Raw genomic sequence first — 22,450 nt, forward strand, 5'->3', positions numbered from 1 at the left:
TATCACCCGCACTCTCCCAGTCCCTGCTATGGCACTTGGTGAGACGATGCAACGCGGGAAGTCGGAGGAGGCCAACCGGAGCGAGGACGTCCTCGTACAGGCACGAGTCACGTGCGAGGACTTCGCCCTGTCGGAGGCGCTCTCACAGCTGCCCGAAGCGGTAGTCAGTAGTGGGGCCATCGCCGGGGCGGGAGCCGGGGTGCTGCCGCTGCTGTGGATACACGCCCCGGACCACGACCGGGTCGAGCGGACACTCCGCGACGACCCGACGACGACGGACGTGACTCGACTCACGGCCCACGGCGAGGAGTGCCTGTATCGTCTCTCGTGGGGGCCGACCGTCGGCTTCGTCGTCAAGCTGCTCACGTCGAGGCAGGCGACGATACTCGACGTCTCGGCGAACCACGACGGCTGGCGACTGCGGACGTTGTACTCGTCCCACCGTGTCCTCAGCGACGCGGTAGAGTGCTGTACGCGCCACGACATCGACGTCGATGTCCTGTCCATTCAGCCGATGACCGGCGATTCGTCCGGACAGTACGGCCTCACGGAACCCCAGTACCAGTCGCTGAAGCTGGCTCACGAACGGGGGTACTTCGAGATTCCCCGTGATACGGACCTCGGGGAGCTCGCGGAGCTACAGGGAATCTCGCATCAGGCGCTCTCCGAGCGCCTGCGACGTGGGACGGAGAAGCTCATGTCACAGGCGCTGTTCTGTAGCAACAAGGGGGCACAGAACCGTCTCTGACCAGCAACGACCACCATGCCCGAACAACTCACCGTCAAATGCGCGCAGTGTGGCACCGTCTACAGCGCTCGAAAGGAGAACGGTCAGTTCGTCCTCACGACAGGAGCCACCAGCTGCTCCTGTGGCAGTCGGTCGTTCGTCGAGTATCCGCGCGGGAAGCGGACGGTCGTCCCGTAACGCCGGTCCCCCGACACTCGTTCCCCGACCGAGAGGTCGCAGGGAGGCTCGTGACGGAGAGACGACGAGAGAGCGCCACAGTGCAACCGGAACGACGATACGTCACGGCGGCAGCAACCGGACCGGAGTTCGTGACGACGCCGACTCGAAGCGCCGTCGCGCAACTCGGCCGGAAGCGCGTGACTCAGTTCACTCGAGGTCGAAGCGGTCGAGGGTCATCACCTTGTGCCAGGCGTCGACGAAGTCCTCGACGAACTTCTCCTCGGCGTCGTCCGCGCCGTACACCTCGCCGATGGCTCGGAGTTCGGAGTTCGACCCGAACACGAGGTCGAAGCGGGTCGCCTCGTAGACGACCTCGCCGGTGTCGCGACTCTTGCCCTCGAAGACCTGGTCGTCGTCGTCGACCGATTCCCACTCCGTGTCCATGTCGTACAGGTTCACGAAGAAGTCGTTGGTCAGCGTCCCCGGTCGGTCGGTGAAGACGCCGCGGTCCGACCCGTCGTAGTTCGCGTCGAGCGCACGCATCCCGCCGACGAGGACCGTCATCTCGGGGGCCGTCAGCGTCAGCAGCTCCGAGCGGTCGATGAGGATCTCCTCGAGCGGTCGGTCGTGTTCGTCGCCCAGGTAGTTGCGGAACCCGTCGGCCTCCGGTTCCAGCGCCTCGAACGAGTCCACGTCGGTCTGCTCCTGCGAGGCGTCGGTCCGGCCCGGTTCGAACGGGACGTCGACGTCGTAGCCCGCGTCCGCCGCCGCCTGCTCGACGGCCACGTTGCCGCCGAGGACGACGAGGTCGGCGAGCGAGACGCGCACGTCGTCGGACCGGGAGTCGTTGAACTCCGATTTGATGCCTTCGAGCGTGTCGAGGACGCTCGATAGCTCCTCGGGGTTGTTCACCTCCCAGTCGCGCTGCGGGCGGAGTCGGAGCCGGCCGCCGTTCGGCCCGCCGCGCTTGTCGCTGTGGCGGAACGTCGACGCTGCCGCCCAGGCGGTCCTGACCAGCTGGGAGACCGAGAGCTCGGAGTCGAGGAGCGCCGTTTCGAGTTCGGCGACCTCCTCCTCGCCGACGAGCTCGTAGTCGGCGTCGGGGATGGGGTCCTGCCAGAGCATCTCCTCGTCGGGCACCTCGGGACCGAGGAACCGGGTCGGCGGGCCCATGTCGCGGTGGATGAGCTTGTACCACGCCTTCGCGAACGCCTGCTGGAACGCCTGTGGGTCGTCCTGGAAGCGCTCGATGACCTCGCGGTAGTCCTCGTCGTGCTTCAGCGCGACGTCGGTCGTGAGCATCATCGGCGACTGCATCTTCGTGCTGTCGTGGGCGTCCGGGACGGTGTCCGTGAGTTCGTCGTCGACCGGCCGCCACTGCCACGCACCGCCGGGGCCCTTGTGGGGCTCCCACTCGTGGTCGAGCAGGTTGTCGAGGTAGCCCATGTCCCACTGGATGGGGGCGTCGGTCCACGGCCCCTCGATGCCGCTGGTGATGGTGTCGGCCCCGCGGCCGGACTCGTGGTCGCTCTCCCAGCCGAAGCCCTGCGCCTGCATGGGAGCTGCCTCCGGCTCGAAGCCGACGTGTGCGTCGGGGTCGTCCGCACCGTGGACCTTCCCGAAGGTGTGGCCGCCGGCGATGAGCGCGACCGTCTCCTCGTCGTTCATCGCCATGTTGCTGAACGTCTCGCGGATGTTGTGCGCCGACCCTTCGAGGTCGGGTTCGCCGTTGGGCCCCTCGGGGTTGACGTAGATGAGCCCCATGACGGAGTTCCCCAGCGGCGCCTTGAGGTTCCCTTCCTCGTCGAACCGCTCGGGAGAGGTCGTCTCCATCTCGTCTTCGGGCCCCCAGAAGGGCGCGTCGTCGGGTTCGTAGGTGTCCTCGCGACCGCCGCCGAAGCCGAACGTCTCGAAGCCCATCGACTCCAGGGCGACGTTACCGCTCAGCACCAGCAGGTCGGCCCACGAGAGGCTGTGACCGTACTTCTTCTTGACCGGCCAGAGCAGCCGGCGGGCCTTGTCCAGGTTCGCGTTGTCCGGCCAGCTGTTGAGCGGGGAGAAGCGCTGGCCGCCACGGGACGCGCCACCGCGGCCGTCGCTGACCCGGTACGTCCCGGCGCTGTGCCACGCCATCCGAATCATCAGCGGCCCGTAGTGGCCGTAGTCGGCCGGCCACCACTCCTGCGACGTCGTCATCACGTCCTCGATGTCCGCCTTCACCTCGTCGAGGTCGAGGGACTCGAACGCCTCGGCGTAGTCGAACTCCTCGTCCATCGGGTTGTTCGCCTCGACGTTCTGCTGCAGGAGGTCGACGTTCAGCTGCTCGGGCCACCAGTCGGGTTCTGACCTGTTCATCACTAGGTCGTTATCGCGTTCGGAAGTTAAAATTGTCTACTTCACGAACGAACCTTCGCTACCAGCCAACTAATTTACCGAGTGCGAAAACAATTCTCAGCGATGCACGCGCGTCGGCTCCGGCGGGTGGTTTCCCGGAGTCGGGCGAGCAGCGCCGAGCAGTCGAGGACCGTGACGTCACGAACCCTCCCCGCCGACCACCGCCTCGACCTCTATCTCGACGCGCATCGCGGGGTCGACGAGCCGCGACACCTCCACCATCGTCGCCGCCGGTCGGACCTCGCCGAAGGCCTCCGCATGGGCCTGTCCGACGGCCTCCCAATCACCCTCGAAGTCCGTGACGAACAGGCGCGTGCGGACGACGTCGTCGAGACCCGCACCCGCCTCGGTCAGCGCGCGGTCGACGTTCCGAATCGCCCGCGTGGTCTGGGCGGCGGCGTCGCCGTCGATCACCCCCGCCTCGTCCGTCGCGGTCGTCCCGGAGACGAGAACCCGGTCACCGACCCGGACCGCCCGCGAGTAGCCGACGCGCTCCTCCCACTCGGTGCCGCTCTGGACTCGCTGTCGTCGCATACGAGGTATTCGACGGTAGCGGACAAGAACGCGCGTACCGGCGGTGGTACCGTGGCGCTCGAACCCGTTCGCACGACCGTTCGTTCGTCCCGAGCGACAGTAATCGTTCCGGATAGCAAGCCCAAGAAACTAGGCCGCCCTCCCCTGATTTCGACCATGGCGTTTCCCACCTCGTGGACCGACCCGCGCTACCTCGTCGCGGTGAGCGGCGTCCTCGCGGTCGGTGCCCTCGCGGTCGTCCTCCGTTCGTCCGGGGAGTTCACGCCGCTCCTGTTCGGTGCGGGTGTCCTCGGCGTGACGGTCATCGCGGCCGCCGCGATGGTCCTCTGGCCACGAATCGACTGACTCGGTTCGGGGGTCGCGGTCGACGACGCGGTTCAGACGACGCGGTTGACCGGCGACTCCTCCCGGTCGAGTCGCCGCGCGTTCGCGACGACCAGGTCGCCGACCGCCTCGTGGTAGTCGTTCGTCATCGCCGCGCAGTGCGGCGTGACGAGCACCTCCGGGAACCCCCACAGCGGCGAGTCTTCCGGCAACGGTTCGGGGTCGAGCGCGTCGAGCGCCGCGCCAGCGACGGTCCCTTCTTCCAGCGCCGCCACGAGCGCGTCCTGGTCGACCACCTCGCCGCGGGCGACGTTGACGAGGTAGGCGTCCTCGCGCATCGCGGCGAGCACCTCGGCGTCGACCAGGCCGGTCGTCGCCTCGGTCAGCGGGACGGTGAGGACGACGAACCGGGCGTCGGTGACGGCCTCGTGGAGCGCGTCCGGAGTGAACACCTCCTCGACGCCGACGACCCCGGCGGGCGTCTGCCGAACGCCGACGATGGTCATCCCGAGGGCGTCGAGTCGGGCGGCGACGCCCCGCCCGAGCGTCCCGAGGCCGACGACGCAGGCGCGCTCGCCGTCGAGCGTGAACGCGGCGTCGTACGGGTCGCGCTCCCACCGGCGGTCGTGCTGGCGGTCCCGGTAGCGGTGGAGTCGCCGCGCGAAGGTGAGGCAGTGCCCCGCGACGCTCTCGCCGACGCTCGTCCCGTGGATGCCCGTCGAGTTCGTGAACGCGACGCCCGCCTCGCGGTAGCGCTCGGCCGGGTAATTGTCGTAGCCCGCGGTGATGGCGTGGACCCACGGCGCGTCGAGCAGTGCGTCGTCGTGGTCGAACGCGACGCACCCGTCACAGGCAGCGGGCGGCCGGTCGGTCGTCGCGTCGAGGCCCTCGCTCCGCAGGTAGTCGACGAGCAGGTCCGGGTCGAACACCGGAGTGACCGAGTCGTGGACGAGGATGCGCATACGCCACGCTCGCGGTGCGAGCACTAAAGCGCGTAGTTCGGTGCGGTCCGGTGAGCGAGAGGTGGCTCAGGTGTATGCCGTCGTCACAAGGGGCTCGGAGGGGGTAACCGTCATCATCGCCACCTGCGAGCGCTTCGTCGCTGTCGCCCAAGAACCCCGCGTTTCCGACCGCAGGTGGTGGCAGGAGTCGACTACCACCCCACGACCCGCCGAGACGGTGACTCGGTCGTCAGCAGCGAACTGTAGATAGCCAACTTTCCGACCGGCAAAACCGACTGTCTGTTCGACTAACCCTCAGCCGAATTAGGTGTATAATGTCTTAACGCATCCCCAGAAGATGCCATACGTCGGTACCAGTCCACGTATAATTTGAACGTGTATATGGAGTAGCCTTATCTACTGATGTCCGGGACGCGCTCGCATGGAACAGAGACACACGGGAACCGACACCGCCAGCGACTGGACGGTCGGTGACTGACGATGCCCCACAAGAAAGAGGCGTGGAAGACGGAGGCGTACGGCGACGAGGTCCGCGAGAAACTGCTGGAGTTCGCCGAGCGCGGCTGGCACTCCATCCCCGAGGACGAGCGAGACGAGTGGTTCTCGCGGTTCAAGTTCTGGGGCGTGTTCCACCAGCGGTCGGGCCAGGAGAGCTACTTCATGCTCCGCCTGACGAACTGCGGCGGCGTGCTGGAGCCGGGGCAACTGCGCGCCATCGGCGAGGTGGCGCGCGAGTACGCGAGCGGTCCCATCGAGAACCCGGAGTTCGGCGACGCCTGGGTCGACTTCACCACCCGGCAGTCGATTCAGCTCCACTGGTTGAAACTGGAGGATATCCCGGAGGTGTGGGAGAAACTCGAGGCGGTCGGCGTCTCCTCGCGGTCGGCGGGCGGGGACACCATGCGCAACATCTCGGGCTGTCCGGTCGCCGGGAAGGACGCCGAGGAGTACGTCGAGACGCGGCCGCTGCTCGACGAACTCCAGGCGGACCTGCGCGGTGACGACGCGCTGGCGAACATGCCCCGGAAGTTCAACATCTCCGTCACGGGCTGTCGGCAGGGCTGTGCGCAGGACTCCATCAACGACGTGGCGCTGGAACCGGCTCGCAAGCTCGTCGCGGGTGAGCGCGTCCGGGGGTTCAACCTCCGGGCCGGCGGGGGACTCGGCGGCCGCGAGCCGCGTCGCGCCCGCTCGCTCGACGTGTTCGTGACGCCCGAGAACGCCTACGAAGTGGTCCGGGCGTTCGTCGAACTGTACCACGAGACCGGCGACCGCGAGAACCGCAACAAGAACCGCGGCCGGTTCTTCGTCGACGAACACGGGACAGAGACCATCCGCGAAGAGCTCGCCGAGCGCGTCGACTTCACGCTCCGTCACTCGGGGACCGACCTCCGCGGCGAGTACACGTACAACGCGGGCCGACCGAGCGAGGACGGCCGCCACGACCACGTCGGCGTCCACGAGCAGGGCGGTGGCCTGCACTACGTCGGGCTGAGCGTCCCCGTGGGGCGCATGGGCGCGGAGGAGACCGTCGAACTGGCGGCCCTGGCCGACGAGTACGGCAGCGGCGAGGTGCGCCTGACCCGGCGACAGAACCCGCTGATAATGGACGTCCCGGAGGACGCCCTCGACGCGCTGCTCGCCGAACCGTTGCTGGAGACGCACTCGCCGGAGCCGTCGACGTTCACCCGCGGCACGATGGCGTGTACCGGCACCGAGTTCTGCTCGCTGGCGCTGACGGAGACGAAGGCGCGGACCGCCGTGATGCTGCGCTGGCTCCGGGCGAACGTCGACCTGCCGGACGACGTGGACCAGTTGAAGATACACTTCTCGGGCTGCACCGCCGACTGCGGGCAGGCGCTGACCGCCGACATCGGCCTGCAGGGGATGCGCGCCCGGAAGGACGGCGAGATGGTCGAGGCGATGGACGTCGGCGTCGGCGGCGGCATCGGCGCGGAGCCGTCGTTCATCGAGTGGGTCCACCAGCGCGTCCCAGCCGACGAGGTGCCGGGGATGCTGCGCAACCTCCTCCACGCGTTCGCCGCGTTGCGCGACGAGGGCCAGACGTTCCGGGAGTGGGTCGACGCCACTGGTCACGAGACCATCGTCGAACTGGCCGACCCGGAGGAGACCGACTACGAGGACCCGTGTCTGTACGACGCCAAACAGTCGTGGTACCCGTTCGCCGACGGGGAGAGCCCCGCGCCGACCGCACCCGACGGTACTCCGCTCGCCAATGACTGAGGGCGTCACCGTCGCGGCCACGGCCGTGGAGGACTGCCCGTGACCGACCCCGTCCCGACGACCTGCATGCGCTGTGCGGTCGGCTGCGGGCACCTCCAGCACACGGCCGACGTCGGGCAGGCCATCGACGTCGTGAGCGGCGACGTGAGCCACCCGGTGAGCCGAGGGCTGGCCTGCCAGCGCGGTATCGACGAGAGCGCCAACCCGAAGGGCGAGTGGCTGTCGCGCCCGCTCGTGCGCGAGGACGGCGAACTCCTCCCGACGACCTGGGATCTGGCGATGAGCCGCGTCGTCGAGCGGTTCTCGGAGGCGCTCGCACGCGACCACGACGCCGTCGCCGTCCTCGGCAGCGGCCAGCAGACCAACGAGGCGGCGTACGCGCTCGGCAAACTCGCCCGCGGCGGCTTCGGCACGCGGTTCTACGACGCCAACACGACGCTCTGCATGGCCAGCGCGGTGACGGCCTACTACGACGCGTTCGGCAGCGACGCGCCGCCGCCGACGTACGACGACATCCCCGACGCGGAGACGCACCTCGTCTGGGGAGCCAACCCCGCGGTCGCCCACCCGGTCATGTTCCGCTGGATCACGGAGAGCGCGGAGGACGGTGCCCTCGTCGTCGTCGACCCGGTCGAGACGCGGACCGCCGAGGTGGCGGACCGCCACGTCGCGCTCGAACCGGGGACGGACCTCGCGCTCGCACGGGCAATCCTCGCCCGCATCGTCGAACGCGACGAGGTCGACGAGGCGTTCGTCGAGCGAGCGACGGTCGGCTTCGACGACCTCCGGGCGACGCTACCCGACGCCGCGAGCGCCGCCGCCACCGCGGGCGTCGACGAGGAGACGCTGGACGCGCTGGCGACCGCGTTCACCCGGAAGACGCTCTGCTACTGGGGAATGGGCGTCAACCAGAGTACGCAGGGGACGGCGACGGCGGGTGCGCTGGTCGACCTGTGTCTCGCCACGGGGAACCTCCGGCCGGGGAGCGGCCCGTTCTCGCTCACCGGCCAGGCGAACTCGATGGGCACCCGCGTCTGCTCCTCGAAGGGCTCCTGGCCCGGCCAGCGTTCGTTCACGGACCCGGACGAGCGCCGGACCGTTGCCGAGGCGTGGGGCGTCCCGGTCGACCGACTCCCGGACGACCCCGGTCCGGGGCCAGTAGAACTCGTCGAGGCCGTCGACGACGGGCCGGTCGAAGCCGTCTGGACCGTGGCGACGAACCCCGTCGCGGGGCTGCCGGACGCGAGCCGCGCCCGCGAGCGACTCGACGACGCGTTCCTCGTCGTGCAGGACGCCTTCCGGACGGAGACGGTCGAACTCGCCGACGTGGTCCTCCCGGCCGCGACGTGGGGCGAGTCCGAGGGGACGACGACGAACATGGAACGTCGCGTCTCGCGCGTGCGGGCCGCCATCGACCCGCCCTCTGGCGTCCGAACCGACCTCGACATCGTCCAGCGCATCGGCGACGCGCTGGTTCCGGGCCTGTTCGGCGACCACGACCCGGAGGCCGTCTTCGAGGAACTGGCGGCGCTCACCGCGGGCACGCCCGCAGACCTCTCGGGGATGAGCTACCCCCGCCTCGACGCGGAGGGCGCGGTCCGGTGGCCGGCACCGGACGCCCGGTCGGCGGGCGGCTACCGGTACTACGAGGGTGAAGCGAGCAGCGAGGACGCAGCGGACGACGCACAGGGTGGCACGGAGCGCTGGTCGTTCGCCACTCCGTCCGGTCGAGCGCGCTTCTCGACCGGCGGTCACGGCGGCCTCGCGGAACCGACCGACGAGTCGTACCCGCTGACGCTGACGACGGGCCGCGAACCGGACGGCTACAACACGGGGGTCCGCTCGCGCGGAGCCGACGCGCCGGAGCGACCGACCGCGCGCGTCCACCCGGCGACGCTGGCGTCGGTCGGTGGCGGCAGTGGTGACGGCGGTGACGCTGGCGACGACGGACTCGCCGTCGAGTCGCGGCGCGCGAGCATCACCGTCGACGTGGACGCCGACGAGGCCGTCCCGGAGGGCCTCGTCTGGCTCCCCATCCACCACCCGAGGACGAACGAACTGACCCTCCCGGCGACCGACCCGCGCTCCGACGAACCGAACTACAAGCAGTGTGCGGTCAGGCTGGTACCGGTCGACGACCCGGTCGCCGCGACCCACCCACAGCGAGCGAGCGGCGACGACTGACGACGAGGGCGGCACGGCCAGCGCACCGACCGACCTGGTCGGCGACGGAGGACGCTCGCGGGGCGAGCGGTGGCCCGAGGAGCGACCGCTAAACACTCGCTAGAGGGCCTGAAATCGCAGATATCCCTAGAATACCTTCAACCGGTACCGACGCATGACCCAGTCTCCGAGGGCCACCCAAGAGTGAATGTTCGCTTCAGGGGAGCGCTTATTACGGAAATACCGCACGGAACCATCGAGGAACGACACATGAGACAGAGCAATCTGACGATACAGGTGACGAAACGTACACTACCGGAGGGTCGGTGAGATGGGACTCGTTCGGATGACCAAGTGGCGGACGCTCGTGCTGGCGACCGTCGGGTTCAACTTCTCCTTCCTCATCTGGTTCTCGTTCGCACCGTTCACGGGGCCGATGGCCGAGGAGTTCGGCCTCTCGCTGGCCGAGATCGGTATCCTGGCGAGCGCGGCCATCTGGCTCGCGCCGTTCGGGCGCATCCTGACGGGGTGGCTCTCCGACAAGTACGGCGCGCCGACGGTGTTCGCCATCGTGCTGGGCTACGTCGGCGTGTTCTCCATCGCGTCGGCGTTCGCACAGTCCTACACCGTGTTCTTCGTCGAGCGGCTCATCGTGGCGACGGCGGGCATCACGTTCGTCATCGGCATCCAGCACGTCTCGGAGTGGTTCGAGGAGGAGGAACTCGGGACCGCGGAGGGCATCTACGCGGGCATCGGGAACGCCGGGGCAGCGGGTGGGGCGCTCATCCTGCCGCGGGTGTTCCCGAGCGACTGGAGCGGACCGCTGTTCTCGACGAACTGGCGGGCCGCGTTCTTCTACACCGGTATCGTCTCCATCCTGCTGGGGGTCGCCTACCTGCTGCTCGGCGAGGCGGCCAAGAGCGAGACGAAGCGCCAGGCGACGAAGGAGAAGGCGAGTTTCGACGAGTGGTTCTACACCGCGACCCGGTACGGGACCGTCGTCCTCGCGCTGGCGTACGTGATGACGTTCGGCCTCGAACTGTCGATGAACGGCTGGCTCGCGACGTACTACCGCGAGGGGTTCGACACGAACGACCTCGTGCTGGCGAGCACGTTCGCCGCGACGTTCTCCGTCGCCGCCGGACTGCTCCGGCCCGTCGGCGGCTACGTCAGCGACCGCCTCGCCCGCGCCGAACGCGACATCCTGCCGGTGTTCCACGGTCGCTACCGCGAGCAGTGGACGTTCGTCTCGCTGTGTTTCGTCGTCCTGACGATGTTCGTCATGACGCTCGCGGGACTCAGCGGGCAGGTGCTGCTGGCCGTCGCCGCGGGCTTCCTCGTCGGGATGGGCTGTGCGTTCGCCGAGGGGGCCATCTTCGCACAGGTGCCCGCGATGTTCCCGGACAGTTCGGGGGCCGTTGCGGGCGTCGTCGGCGGTATCGGCACCGTCGGCGGCATCGTCTACCCGCTGGTGTACGCCGCGCCGATGCTGCCGAACCTCCACACCGGCTACGCCGTCGTCGGGGTGTCGATGGTGCCCATCCTGCTCCTCGCGGCGTGGGTGTTCCGGCCCACGGTCGCCGAGCAGGCCACCACCGCCGGATTCGTCGGGAGCGACGACTGAAGCGGCGCAGCTCCCGCTCACTCCAACGGACTCACTCGTCTGCGTCGATTCGTTCGTCCCATCGTCCCCGTTCTCGCGCTTCCCGAGCGACCGCTCTCACCTCGTCGGGAGCGAGGACGCCGTCCTCCGTCACGAGCGTCGCCACCCCCGCGGGCGTCACGTCGAACGTCGGCGCGAGCACGTCCAGCGAGGCGTCGCCCCCGTACACGTCTTCCGGGTCCTGCGGTTCGAGGTCGGTCTCGTCGTGCGGACTCACCTTGTCTCGGGCGGCGACGACCACCGCAGGAACGCTCTCGCGGTCGGCCAGCAGGAGTGCGGCCCGCGTACCGACCTTGTTGACGACGCGCCCGCCGGGGAGGACCGTGTCCGCGCCGACGAGGACGGCGTCGACGCTCTCGTCGTCTTCGACGTGGTCACCCGACAGCGCGTGAGCGACCGCGCTGTCGGGCAGGAGCGTCACGTCGCACTCCTCGGCCAGCGTCTCCGCGACGCCGACGCCCTCGCCGCCGGGTCGGGACTCGGCGACGGAGACGCGCTCGGGGTCGAGTTCGGCCAGCGTCTCGCGGACGGTCCCCGACCGCGAGAGCGTCAGGACGTGGCTCGCGCCGTCGAGTGCCGCGGCGGCGTGTTCGGCGGCCGCCGAGTCGGCACGCAGCGCGTCGGCGAGGACGGCGCTCGCGCTGTCGGCGACGGTCGCCGGGACTGCAGCGTCGCTCGCGCCGGCCAGCACCCGGTTCACGCGGTTCTCGACGACGACCATGCTCGGTCGGGCGTCGCGCAGGTCGCGGGCGAGTGCGGTCAGTTCGTCCCGGTCGTCGGGCGGTTCGCGGTCGTCACGGTCGTCGCGGTCGACGCCGTGGGCGAGTTCCGCCGCCCGGTCGCGCAGTACCTCGCAGGCACGCACCGAGAGTGACGCCGACCCGTGCTCGCGGTCTTCGCTGATCGACTCGACGCTCGGCGCGACCCGTCGGTAGGAGGTCCAGAGGTCGGGCACCGTCTCGCGGTCGAGGACGGCCGTCGGCGGTACCCACTCGTACTCGGCCGTCTCCTCGTTCGTGATCGCGTCCCGCGAGTCGCAGTCGAACAGGTACGGGTGGACGACCCACTCGCCGTGGTCCGGGTCGTGGACCGAGAACGGGTCGCTCGCCCGGACGAGCGTGCAGGCGTCGAGCAGGCCCGTCTCCTCCCGTATCTCCTCGCGGGCGAGCGCGTCGGGGTCGCCCTCGGCGTGGCCCGCGACGCCGCCCCACCGACCCGCGTACGACCCGACCGCATCGCTCCGGCGGCACAGCAGGACGTCGGTCCCGTTCCGGAGGAAGCAGGTGACGACGTGGGTCGCGTCGTCGTCCCCGTCCATCGATTCGTCGTCGGACACGACCGGTTTCAGGGGGGCCCGACGCAAGAGTCCGTCCCCGACGCTCGCGACCTGTCGAGACGCGTGGGTACACCGGATGCCGACAGGTCGGGACGGGGAGGGCTGTAGCGATTTATGTTCCCTCGTAAACAACAGTTCGGTATGAGCACGCAGTCGCACTCGGGTCCGGACTGGCTTCCGCAGTCTCCACGGCGGGCGTTCTGGTGGGCGGTCGCCGCCCTCGTCGGCCTGCTGTTGCTGTGGGTCGGCTACCGCTACGTCGGGACGTTCGCGCTGGGGCTGTTCGTCTACTACGCGACCCGACCGGTCAACAAGCGCATCGAAGAGCGACTCGGCGGGGCCGGACGGTCGGCGATGGTCTCGCTGTTCGCGGTCGTCCTCCCGTTCATCGTCATCCTGGGACTCGTCCTCGCCACGGTCGTCAGCGCCGTCGTCGGACTCCGCAGCACCATCACCGGACAGTTCGGTGCCTTCGTCGACCCGTACCTGGACAGTCTGGCCGGGATTCAGACGCCCCAGCAGGCCGTCGACTACGTCCAGACGCTGCTGGCTGACGCGACGGTCCAGAGCGGGCTCGACGCGATACTGGGGACCGTCGGGGCACTCGGCGGCGTCGTCTACCAGACGTTCCTCATCGCCGCGTTCGTCTACTTCCTGCTCCGGGACGACAGCCGACTGGTGGCGTGGTTCGAACGCGAGGTGGCCGAGGCGGACAGCCCCGCCAACCGGTACCTCCGCGCGGTCGACCTCGACCTGGGGAGCGTCTACTACGGGCAACTGCTCACCATCTTCGCCGTCATCGTCATCTCCATCGTGCTCTACGTCGGGTTGAACCTCGTCGCCCCGCCCGGCATGGACATCCCCCAGCCGGTGCTGTTCGCCGCGCTGACCGGCGTCGCCACGTTCATCCCGCTCATCGGGCGCGGAATCGTCTACTCCATCATCGCCGCGTACCTCTCGTTCGTCGCGGTCACGACCGACCCGGTGTTGCTGTGGTACCCGCTGGTGTTCCTCTTCCTGACGTTCTGGGGCCTCGACAACGTCGTCCGCTACGTCGTCCGGCCGCGACTCGCCGGCCGGGACGTGCCCGCGTCGCTCCTCCTGTTCACGTACCTGCTCGGCGGCGGCCTGTGGGGCTGGTACGGCATCTTCCTCGCGCCGCTGCTGTTCGTCCTCACGTGGGAGTTCCTCCGGGTCGTCTTCCCGCGACTGGTCCGCGGGGAACCGCTCGACGCCGGGACGCCGCCGACGGCCATGCCGTCGACGCAGGCGACGCTCGACGACGCCGACACCGACGACGTCGGCCCGTCGCCGAAGGGCACCTGAGCGAGCCGGGGCGAACCGGAGCGAGCAGACCAGAGCGAGCGAATCGGCCGAATTCGCCGCGAATCGGGGTCTGGACTTATACGGCCGCCCGACGACCCACCCGCCATGCGCATCGCCGTCTGTTCCGACACGCACGTCCCGTCTCGCGCCGACGCCATCCCGGACTGGGTCCGGGAGGAACTCACCGAGGCGGACCACGTCATCCACGCCGGCGACTTCGACTCGCCGGCGGCGTACGACGACGTCGCCGACCTCGCGGCGGAACTCACCGCCGTCCGGGGGAACATGGACCGCGACGTCACCGACGACGACCTGCCCGAGACGGCCACCGTCGAACTCGACGGCGTACTGTTCGTCGTCACCCACGGGACGGGGAGCGTCGAGGACTACGACGAACGCGTCGCCGCCACCGTCGAGGAGGCGGCCGGCGAGACCGAACTCCCCGTCGTCGGCGTCTCCGGGCACACCCACCAGGTGCGCGACGAGACGGTGCCCGCGACCGGCCCCGACACCGACCGGCAGACGCCGTTCGCCGACGGCATCCGGATGCTCAACCCCGGCAGCGCGACGGGCGCGGACCCGGCGACGCGGACGACGATGATGGTCCTCCACGTCGACGACGGCGAGGTGGAGGTCCACCTCGCGGAACACTGACCTGCCGAGAAGAACCTGCTCACTGCCGTAGACTCCGCGACTCTGCGTCCCGACCTCGCTCCTCAGACCCGGTACTGGCTCGTCGCCGAGCGCTCGCTGGCGGGCGTCGACGGTTCGAGGACGTGGAGTCGCCCGGCCACCAGGCCCACCAGGAGCCCCGCGAAGTGCGCGTAGAGCGCGACGCCCGGCCCACCGGTCAGTACCGTGACGACGACGGCGAGGACGGCGAAGACGACGACCTGCACGCCCCGAGTCAGGCGGAGGCGGGAGAGCGCCACCTCCGAGATGGGGTTGGCGGTGACGATGTACCCGATGAGCGCGAAGATGGCTCCGCTCGCGCCGAGGACGCCGCCACCGCCGTTGAGGACCACCTGCGAGAGACCGGCGAGTATCCCAGTCGCGAGAAAGAACGTGTGGTAGCGGACCGTCGTCGTCGAGCGTTCGAGCAGGAGCCCGGCGAACGCGAGCGTGATGGCGTTCGCGACGAGGTGTCCGACACCGGCGTGCGCGTAGACGCTCGTCACGAGCGTCCACGGCGCCGAGGGGAACCACGGCCCGAGGACGAACAGCGACGCCCCGGTGACGACGGGGAGGAATCCGGCGAGCGTCCGCACGCCCCAGTAGAGGAGACTCACGACGAGCATGAGGGCGAGCGTCTGCACCGTCGGACTACCGGAGAGCCGACCCATACCGTAATTGGTCGCTCCTATTACAAAAGTCCACGCACGCTACCGACGGTACGGTCGGACCGTGTTCGGCCCACGAGACGTTCGCGTTCGACGGAGAGCGCGATTCTGTACGCCGTTCGTACTGTCTAACTATAGGTGCAGTCACCGAGCGTGCCGCTATGGACCCCAACAGCCGCCTCGCGGTCCTCGGCATGGGTGCCGGCATCGTCGCGTTCGGCCTCGTCGTGCTCGTGGGCTACGCCCTCGACAGCAGCGGGACGCTCTCGCTGTCCATCGGGACCCTCGTCCAGGCGGGTGCCATCGCCGACGGTCTCGTGTTCGTTGCCGTCTTCTTCGGCGGACGCGCACGCCTCGACCTCGACGCGGCACAGTGACGCGAAGCCTCTCCGGTACCGCGCCCGTTTAAGCCGCGCGCTCCCGACGCACGGCCATGGAACTGTTCGCGCTCGCCGACGTGCCGGAGATACGCGAGGGCGGCGACCTCGCGGCCGTCGTCGAGGAACGCGTCGACCTGCGGGCCGACGACGTACTCTGCGTGGCGAGCACCGTCGTCTCGAAGGCCGAGGGACGCACCGTCGACCTCGACGACGTGACGGCGAGCGACCGCGCCCGCGCCATCGCCCAGCGACTCGAAGACGTCACGGGCGAGGCGAAGGACCCCCGGTTCGCGCAGGTCGTCCTCGACGAATCGACCGACCTCGTGACGGAGGCACCCTTCCTGCTGACCGAGACGCACTTCGGGCACGTCACGGTCAACGCGGGCATCGACCGCTCGAACGTCCCCGAGGCCGACCTGCTCCTCCTCCCGGAAGACCCGTCGGGGAGCGCCGCGCGACTCCACGAGGAACTGGGCGTCCCCGTCGTCGTCACCGACACCTGCGGGCGGCCGTTCCGCCACGGCCAGCGTGGCGTCACCATCGGGTGGGCCGGGATGTCCGCCTCGCGTGACTGGCGCGGCGAGACCGACCGCGACGGCCGGGAACTCGGCGTCACCGTCGAGTCCGTCGTCGACGAACTCGCCGCAGCGTCGAACCTCCTCACCGGCGAGGGCGACGGCGGGACACCGCTGGTCGTCGTCCGGGGGTTCGAGTTCGGCGACCACGACGGCTCGGACAACCTGTTCCGGGAGTACGACGACGACCTGATTCGACAGGCCCTGCAGGCCTGGGAGTTCCCCGGATGAACGGTATCGAACTCACGCCCGAACACGACGTCGACCGGGTGGCGGGCCTCGCCGCGAGCGCGGAGGACGCGGGCTTCGACACGGTGTTCGCGACGTGCCACTACAACAACCGGGACCCGTTCGCCGCGCTGACGCGAATCGCCGACGCGACGGCGTCGGTCCGTCTGGGACCGGGCGTCGCCAACCCGTTCGAGACCCACCCCGTCCGCCTCGCCGGGCAGGTGGCGACCCTCGACGAGCTGTCGGGCGGGCGCGCCGTGTTCGGCGTCGGGCCGGGCGACCCCTCGACGCTCCGCAACCTCGGCGTCGGCGACGAGCGAGGACTGCGACCGGTGCTGGAGGCGTTCGAGGCCGCCCGCGACCTGTGGGCGGGCGAGCGAATCGACCACGAGGGGAGCTTCGAGGCGTCGTCCGCGGGACTGAACTTCGAACCGCCACAGGGCGCGTCGATACCGGTCTACGTCGGTGGCGAGGGGCCGCAGATGTGCCGGATGGCGGGCAAGTGCGCCGACGGCCTGCTGTTCAACGGCTCGCACCCCGACGACCTCGCGTGGGCACGAGAGCGCGTGGACGAAGGCCTCGACCAGCGCGACGAAGCGCCGAGCGACGGCGACGACGGAGCCGACCGGTTCGACCTCGCCGCGTTCGCCAGCGTCTCGGTGGGCGAGGACGCGGAGGCGGCCCGCGAGGCGGCGCGGCCCCCCGTCGCGTTCATCACGGCGGGCGCGGCACCGCCGGTGCTCGACCGCCACGGTATCGACGCCGACGCCGCAGAGCGCATCGGCGAGCACATCTCGTCGGGCGAGTTCGGCGAGGCGTTCGAGCGGGTGACGCCGGCGATGCTGGACGCGTTCGCGGTCGCTGGCGACCCCGAGACCGTGACCGAGCGCTTCGCCGCCATCCTCGACCACGCCGACAGCGTCGTCGTCGGGTCGCCGCTGGGACCGGACCTCGACCGCGCTATCGAACTGGCCGGGCAGGCGCTGGTCGACGCATCGGGTCGAGACGACTGAGAGGAGAGACCGCGACGGTTCAGTTCCGGTGGCGGTGGACCTGCTCGCGGTACTCCTGGTCGCGCCGGTCGCGGTGGCCGCGGTTCGGCGTCGGGAGGTTACCGAGCGGTCGGACGAGCGCCCCGAACGCGAGGTAGCCGAAGAAGACGACGGCGATGCCGACGAACAGCGCCCCGGACAGCAACAGGGCGAACTGGAACGGGTCGAACCCGCCCGCGCCGAAGGCAACCTCTCCGAACTGTCGGATCATCTCGGGGATGCTCTCGAGCAGTTTGACGACTGCGTTCTGCATACCCCGCGTTCGGAGCGTTACTACTTGGGTGTGTCCGTCCACCACGGCTATCACGCTGGGGGAGCGACTCCCGGTATGGACCGGTCGCTGGACGAGTTCGTCGGTGGGAGCGCCGAATCGGCCGAGAGTGGGGGCGAGACGGACGACGTGGACGACACCCCCGAGCACGCCACGGAGACCGGCGAGAACGGCACCGACTCGAAGCCGTCGCTCACCGTCAACCCCGCCGAGTCGACGATGGACTGGACGCCCGGCGGAGCCGCCTGCGGCGCGTGCGAGTCGACCGTCGAGCGCCGCTGGCGGGACGACGGCCGCCTCGTCTGCATCGACTGTAAGAACTGGTGACCACGGCGACAACGATTGATGAGTATGATTATCACATAGCTCACGAATCCAGCAGAGTTACGGTACTTCGGCACGTTCCAGGCGTGTAAGACATCCTCCCCCACGCTATGAGCCACACAAGAGCTTTACTCCCGTTGCGAACACGTCACACACAATGAGTGATAACCTCGCTGCCGATTCCGGCGGCGCGACGGACGTGGAGACGGCCGGAGCCCTCGCCCGGCGCGTCACGGCGAACGTCGAGGAGGTCATCGTCGGCCACCACGACGTCGTCGAACACCTCGTCACGACGCTGCTGGCCCGTGGACACGTCCTCCTCGAAGACGTCCCCGGCGTCGGGAAGACGATGCTCGCGCGAGCGGTCGCCCGCTCGGTCGACTGCTCGTTCAAGCGCGTCCAGTTCACGCCCGACCTCCTCCCGACGGACGTGACCGGCGTGAACGTGTTCAACGAGAAGGACCGCGAGTTCGAGTTCCACCCCGGCCCCGTGTTCGGCAACGTCGTCCTCGGCGACGAGATAAACCGCGCGCCGCCGAAGACGCAGTCGGCCCTCCTCGAAGCGATGGAGGAGAACCAGGTCACCGTCGACGGGACCACGCGGAGCGTCCCGGACCCCTTCATCGTCATCGCGACGCAGAACTCCGTCGAACGCGACCGGACCTACGAACTCCCCGCCGCCGAACTCGACCGCTTCATGAAGAAACTGCAGATGGGGTACCCCGATAAGAGCGACGAGTCCGAGGTGCTCGCGCGCGTCGTCGGCGAGCACCCCATCGAGACGCTCGGCCCGGTCGCGACCGTCGACGAGGTCGTCGCGGCCCGTCGAACGGTGGCGAACGTCACCGTCGAGGACGCCATCCGGGAGTACGTCACCGGACTCGCCCGGTTCACCCGCGAGCACGCGACGCTCGGCGTCAGTCCCCGCGGTTCCATCGCGCTCCTCCGCGCCGCACAGGCCCGCGCGGTCCTCAACGACCGCGACTACGTCATCCCCGACGACGTCCAGCGGGAGGCGGTCGTCACGTTCGGCCACCGGATTCGACCGGCACCGGACGGCGACCACACGGGTCGAGAGCTCGTCCAGGAGGCCCTGGAGCGCGTCGACGTATGAGACCGACGCGGCGAGGTGTCGTCGTCGGCCTGGCGACCGTCGGCGCGTTCGTCGTCGGCGCGATGTTCGGTGCCCGTGCGCTCAACGCAGTCGCCGCGCCGTCCCTGATAGCCGTCGGCTACGCCCTCGTCGTCGTCTGGCGGGCCGACCGACCGACGGTCGAGCGACTCGTCCCGCCGCCCGGCACCCCCGGCGAGACCCGGTCGATGCGGTTCAACGTCGACGCCAGCGGGACCGTCGACCTCGAAGACCGACTCTCGAACGGACTGCGACCCGACCGGTACACGACCGCGCTGACCGGCGACGGCCACGTCGAGTACGAGGTCGAGTACGCCAGTCGCGGCGCCCACGGCGTCGGGCCGCTCACGATGCGGGTGATGGACCCGCTCGGCCTCGTCGTCCGGACGTTCCGCTACGAGAGCGACAAGGAGGTGCTCGTCTACCCGACGGTCCGGCCCATCACGGACGGGGCACCGCTCGCGGGCCTCCTCGACCGGGCCGGGATGCCCGACCGACAGGCGTTCGACCGCCTGCGCGAGTACGCGCCGGGCGACTCCCTGCGCGACGTGAACTGGAAGACGACCGCGAAGTACGGCGACATCGTCGTCACCGAGTTCGCCGCCGAGGACCAGGGCGCGGTCAGCGTCGTCGGCGAAGCGACCGCCGACGGGTCGGGCAGGAACGCCGACGAGATGGCGAGCGCCGTCGCCAGCATCGTCTCGTTCCTGCTCGACATGGGCATCGAGGTGGAACTGGTCGTCCCGCGCGGCGAACTGGAGGCGGGAATCGGCGACCACCACCGACAGACCGCCCTCGACCTGCTGGCGCGGACGCCGCCGGGTCGGGTCGGTGGTGACGCCGTCGCCGACGCCGACGTCCACGTGTTCGCCGACGGCGAGACGACCGTCGAGGTCCGCGGTGCCGACGTCAGCTACTCCGACCTCGTCGGGAGTGGGGAGGTGGTCGCGTGAGTGAGCGTCAGCGAGCGAGCGCAAGTACACCAGAGCGAAGCTCTGGGGGTGGTCGCGTGAGTCGTATCCTCGACCGGTTCGGTCCGCGCGCCGTCGCGATGGGCGCGATGGTGGTCCTCACGGCGACGTACCTGTCCGTCCTCTACGAGGCGGTGAACGTCGCGGGCGACGTCGAGTTGTTCGCGCTCGTCGTCGCGGGCGCGTTCGCCAGCGGTCTCGTCCTCGGGCGGTTCCTCCCGGACGCGCTCGCCGTCCCGCTGGGCATCGCCATCGCCCTCGGCGGCGCGTTGCTCTACGTCCCGACGATCCCGAACGGCGGGATGCTCCTGTCGCGTATCGACCTCGTGTTCGACGACATCGTGGCGCTCCTGACGGGGCTGAGCATCCTGAAGATCATCAACGCCGGGGTGTGGGCGACCGCGTTCGCCCCGGTCCCGGTGTTCCTCTCGTGGTTCTTCGTCGGCCGTCGCCGGTACTCACTGGCCGCGTTCGTCGGCCTCAGCGCGCTCGTCTTCTTCATCCTGACGACCAACGCGGGCGTGATTCTCGCGCTGTTCGGCGTGCTCGCGGCCGCCACCGCGGTCGGCGTCGGCGACGTCGACCTGCGCGGCGGCCACCTCGCGGACGCCGACGGGGTGGCGATGGTCGTCGCCGCGATGGTGGTGCTGACCGTCTCCGTCTCGCTCGTCCCCGGCGGTGCGAGCCAGCCGCTGCTACGGAGCGGCGTGGGCGGCGCGGACACCATCGAGTCGAGCCTGACGCAGACCAACGGCGAGGTGACCATCCAGGGCTCCATCAGTCTCAGCCCCGAGGTCAGGTTCCGCGTCGACGCCGACGAGAGCCGCTACTGGAAGGTCGCCTCCTACGACCGGTACACGGGCGACGGCTGGGTCCGGACCGCCGCCGTCGGCGAGTTCGACGGCTCCCAGTCGTGGCCACCGGGGCCGACGAACCGACTGGTCCAGACGGTGACCGCCGAGACGGAGCTGTCCGTGCTCCCGGCGGCGTGGAAGCCGGCCACCCTGAACGGCGAGGAGTCGCAGGTGACGGCGTTCGGCGGGTTGCAGACGAACGACCCGCTCGCCAGCGGCGACCGCTACGAGGTCGTCAGTCGCGTCTCGACGGCCACGCCCGACCAGTTGCGCGAGGCGGACACCGACTACGAGGACGTCGACGTCGAGCAGTACACGCGACTGCCGGAGAGCACGCCGCAGGCGCTGACCGAGTACACCACGACCCTCACCTCGAACGCGAACAACAGCTACGACACGGCCCGCGTCGTCGAGAATCACCTCGAAGAGAAGTCCTACTCGCTGGACGTGGAGCGACCGAACGGCGACGTCGCGAGTTCGTTCCTCTTCGACATGGAGTCGGGGTACTGTACGTACTACGCGACGACGATGGTCGCCATGCTGCGCTCACAGGGTATCCCCGCCAGATTCGTCACGGGCTACACGCCGGGGCAGGACGTCGACGGCGAGTACGTCGTCCGGGGACTGAACGCCCACGCGTGGGTCGAGGTGTACTTCCCCGGCTACGGCTGGCAACAGTTCGACCCGACACCGTCCGGCCCGCGCACGGCCGTCGAACGCGACAGCCTGGACCAGGCGCGCTCCAACGGCACCGGTGGGGTCGACGTGCCGGGGTCGACGCCAACACCGACGCCCACGGCGACGCCCACACCCGACACGACGGCGGCCCCCTCGGGCAACGACACCAACGACTCGCAGGGCGGAGTCCCGGACGGCGTGGCCCGGACGGAGACGCCACCCGGCGGGCTCGGGGGTATCGACGGGAGCTTCGGCGGCGGCGGTGCCGTCACGACCAACAACAGTTCGACCGGGGACGGCGGCTTCTCGCTGCCGTCGCCGACCCGCGAGGAGACGGCGCTCGGCGCGGTCGTCCTCCTCGGCGTCGCGGCCGCCGTCCGCCGGAGCGGGGCCGCCGACCGCGCCTACCGCGTCGTCTGGCTCCGTCACCAGCCACGGACGGACGACCCGGTCCACGACATCGAACGCGCCCACGAGCGGATGGAGTACCTCCTGTCCAGGGAGCGTCGACCGCGACACACCGGCGAGACGTCGCGGCGGTACCTCCGGTCGCTCGGCGACCGCGACGCGATGCGCGTCGGTGAGATATACGAACGGGCCGTCTACGCCGGGCAGGCCGACGAGGCGGCCGCAGACGAGGCGGTCGAACGCGTCGACGACCTCGTCGGCAAGTACCGGCGGTTCTGACCGCCGTCCGCCCGGCGGCAGACCTGTCTCCACGTCGTCAGTTTCGGCGTGCCGTCACCTGAGAAGGGTCTCGCCGCCGGTCTCTCCGGTTCGTTTCGTCAC

Annotated in this window: 21 protein-coding genes; 15 read left to right on the forward strand and 6 right to left on the reverse strand. The window is 69.6% G+C overall.

Annotated elements, in window-relative coordinates; translation table 11 throughout:
* Positions 1–28: 28 nt before the first annotated feature.
* Both MX571_RS01140 and MX571_RS01145 read left to right on the forward strand, forming a co-directional pair.
* Positions 29–748, forward strand: a complete 720-nt coding sequence (locus MX571_RS01140; RefSeq protein WP_247413758.1) for a helix-turn-helix domain-containing protein — start codon at positions 29–31, stop codon at positions 746–748.
* 15 nt (positions 749–763) lie between these two features.
* Complete coding sequence (locus tag MX571_RS01145) at positions 764–925, forward strand: hypothetical protein (protein WP_247413759.1); 162 nt, start codon at positions 764–766, stop codon at positions 923–925.
* A gap of 189 nt (positions 926–1,114) precedes the next feature.
* Here MX571_RS01145 and katG read toward each other — a convergent pair whose 3' ends face one another.
* Together katG and MX571_RS01155 are read right to left on the reverse strand one after the other, a co-directional pair.
* Complete coding sequence (gene katG / locus MX571_RS01150; protein WP_247413760.1) at positions 1,115–3,262, reverse strand: catalase/peroxidase HPI; 2,148 nt, start codon at positions 3,260–3,262, stop codon at positions 1,115–1,117.
* A 177-nt stretch (positions 3,263–3,439) separates the two neighbouring features.
* Positions 3,440–3,835: a RidA family protein gene (locus MX571_RS01155; protein WP_247413761.1), complete on the reverse strand. Its 396-nt coding sequence runs from the start codon at positions 3,833–3,835 to the stop codon at positions 3,440–3,442.
* A gap of 156 nt (positions 3,836–3,991) precedes the next feature.
* Between MX571_RS01155 and MX571_RS01160 the strand changes: the two genes are divergently transcribed.
* Positions 3,992–4,180: a hypothetical protein gene (locus MX571_RS01160; protein WP_247413762.1), complete on the forward strand. Its 189-nt coding sequence runs from the start codon at positions 3,992–3,994 to the stop codon at positions 4,178–4,180.
* A gap of 32 nt (positions 4,181–4,212) precedes the next feature.
* Here the strand turns inward: MX571_RS01160 and ddh are convergent, their stop codons facing one another.
* Complete coding sequence (gene ddh / locus MX571_RS01165; protein WP_247413763.1) at positions 4,213–5,121, reverse strand: D-2-hydroxyacid dehydrogenase; 909 nt, start codon at positions 5,119–5,121, stop codon at positions 4,213–4,215.
* Positions 5,122–5,601: 480 nt separating this feature from the next.
* Here ddh and MX571_RS01170 point away from each other — a divergent pair, with 480 nt between their 5' ends.
* The 3 genes from MX571_RS01170 (at position 5,602) to MX571_RS01180 (ending at position 11,152) form a co-directional block, all read left to right on the forward strand.
* Positions 5,602–7,365 (forward strand): nitrite/sulfite reductase, encoded by a 1,764-nt coding sequence (locus MX571_RS01170; protein ID WP_247413764.1) that lies wholly within the window; start codon positions 5,602–5,604, stop codon positions 7,363–7,365.
* Positions 7,366–7,404: 39 nt separating this feature from the next.
* Positions 7,405–9,549, forward strand: coding sequence for an assimilatory nitrate reductase NasA (nasA, locus tag MX571_RS01175; protein ID WP_368408966.1), 2,145 nt, complete (start codon positions 7,405–7,407; stop codon positions 9,547–9,549).
* A gap of 310 nt (positions 9,550–9,859) precedes the next feature.
* Positions 9,860–11,152 carry an MFS transporter gene (locus tag MX571_RS01180; RefSeq protein ID WP_247413765.1) on the forward strand — a complete coding sequence of 431 codons (1,293 nt, stop codon included), beginning with the start codon at positions 9,860–9,862 and terminating at the stop codon, positions 11,150–11,152.
* 31 nt (positions 11,153–11,183) lie between these two features.
* Here MX571_RS01180 and MX571_RS01185 read toward each other — a convergent pair whose 3' ends face one another.
* Complete coding sequence (locus MX571_RS01185; protein ID WP_247418406.1) at positions 11,184–12,509, reverse strand: eIF2B alpha/beta/delta subunit family protein; 1,326 nt, start codon at positions 12,507–12,509, stop codon at positions 11,184–11,186.
* A gap of 159 nt (positions 12,510–12,668) precedes the next feature.
* Between MX571_RS01185 and MX571_RS01190 the strand changes: the two genes are divergently transcribed.
* Positions 12,669–13,853, forward strand: a complete 1,185-nt coding sequence (locus MX571_RS01190) for an AI-2E family transporter (RefSeq protein ID WP_247413766.1) — start codon at positions 12,669–12,671, stop codon at positions 13,851–13,853.
* A 105-nt stretch (positions 13,854–13,958) separates the two neighbouring features.
* The gene (locus MX571_RS01195) at positions 13,959–14,507 is read left to right on the forward strand and encodes a metallophosphoesterase family protein (protein WP_247413767.1); all 549 of its coding nucleotides are present in this window, start codon (positions 13,959–13,961) and stop codon (positions 14,505–14,507) included.
* Between the two features lie 62 nt (positions 14,508–14,569).
* Here the strand turns inward: MX571_RS01195 and MX571_RS01200 are convergent, their stop codons facing one another.
* Positions 14,570–15,196: a rhomboid family intramembrane serine protease gene (locus MX571_RS01200; RefSeq protein WP_247413768.1), complete on the reverse strand. Its 627-nt coding sequence runs from the start codon at positions 15,194–15,196 to the stop codon at positions 14,570–14,572.
* Positions 15,197–15,354: 158 nt separating this feature from the next.
* On the opposite strand from MX571_RS01200, the gene MX571_RS01205 reads away from it, so the two are divergent.
* Genes MX571_RS01205 through MX571_RS01215 form a run of 3 tightly spaced genes read left to right on the forward strand, consistent with a single transcriptional unit; the run spans position 15,355 to position 17,392 of the window.
* Positions 15,355–15,570: a hypothetical protein gene (locus tag MX571_RS01205; protein ID WP_247413769.1), complete on the forward strand. Its 216-nt coding sequence runs from the start codon at positions 15,355–15,357 to the stop codon at positions 15,568–15,570.
* A 56-nt stretch (positions 15,571–15,626) separates the two neighbouring features.
* The gene (locus MX571_RS01210; protein ID WP_247413770.1) at positions 15,627–16,379 is read left to right on the forward strand and encodes a coenzyme F420-0:L-glutamate ligase; all 753 of its coding nucleotides are present in this window, start codon (positions 15,627–15,629) and stop codon (positions 16,377–16,379) included.
* Positions 16,376–17,392 (forward strand): 5,10-methylenetetrahydromethanopterin reductase, encoded by a 1,017-nt coding sequence (locus MX571_RS01215; protein ID WP_247413771.1) that lies wholly within the window; start codon positions 16,376–16,378, stop codon positions 17,390–17,392. The genes MX571_RS01210 and MX571_RS01215 overlap by 4 nt, the downstream gene beginning before the upstream one ends.
* A gap of 19 nt (positions 17,393–17,411) precedes the next feature.
* Here MX571_RS01215 and MX571_RS01220 read toward each other — a convergent pair whose 3' ends face one another.
* Positions 17,412–17,684 carry a DUF8024 family protein gene (locus MX571_RS01220; protein WP_247413772.1) on the reverse strand — a complete coding sequence of 91 codons (273 nt, stop codon included), beginning with the start codon at positions 17,682–17,684 and terminating at the stop codon, positions 17,412–17,414.
* A 75-nt stretch (positions 17,685–17,759) separates the two neighbouring features.
* On the opposite strand from MX571_RS01220, the gene MX571_RS01225 reads away from it, so the two are divergent.
* The 4 genes from MX571_RS01225 to MX571_RS01240 all read left to right on the forward strand — a co-directional run bounded on the left by MX571_RS01225 (position 17,760) and on the right by MX571_RS01240 (position 22,348).
* Positions 17,760–18,029, forward strand: coding sequence for a DUF7573 domain-containing protein (locus tag MX571_RS01225; protein WP_247413773.1), 270 nt, complete (start codon positions 17,760–17,762; stop codon positions 18,027–18,029).
* 154 nt (positions 18,030–18,183) lie between these two features.
* Positions 18,184–19,140 carry an AAA family ATPase gene (locus MX571_RS01230; protein WP_247413774.1) on the forward strand — a complete coding sequence of 319 codons (957 nt, stop codon included), beginning with the start codon at positions 18,184–18,186 and terminating at the stop codon, positions 19,138–19,140.
* Positions 19,137–20,111, forward strand: coding sequence for a DUF58 domain-containing protein (locus MX571_RS01235; RefSeq protein ID WP_247413775.1), 975 nt, complete (start codon positions 19,137–19,139; stop codon positions 20,109–20,111). The genes MX571_RS01230 and MX571_RS01235 overlap by 4 nt, the downstream gene beginning before the upstream one ends.
* A gap of 56 nt (positions 20,112–20,167) precedes the next feature.
* Positions 20,168–22,348 (forward strand): transglutaminase TgpA family protein, encoded by a 2,181-nt coding sequence (locus tag MX571_RS01240; RefSeq protein ID WP_247413776.1) that lies wholly within the window; start codon positions 20,168–20,170, stop codon positions 22,346–22,348.
* Positions 22,349–22,450: the final 102 nt, after the last annotated feature.

The sequence above is a fragment of the Halomarina salina genome (assembly GCF_023074835.1).
Classification (GTDB): Archaea; Halobacteriota; Halobacteria; order Halobacteriales; family Haloarculaceae; genus Halomarina; species Halomarina salina.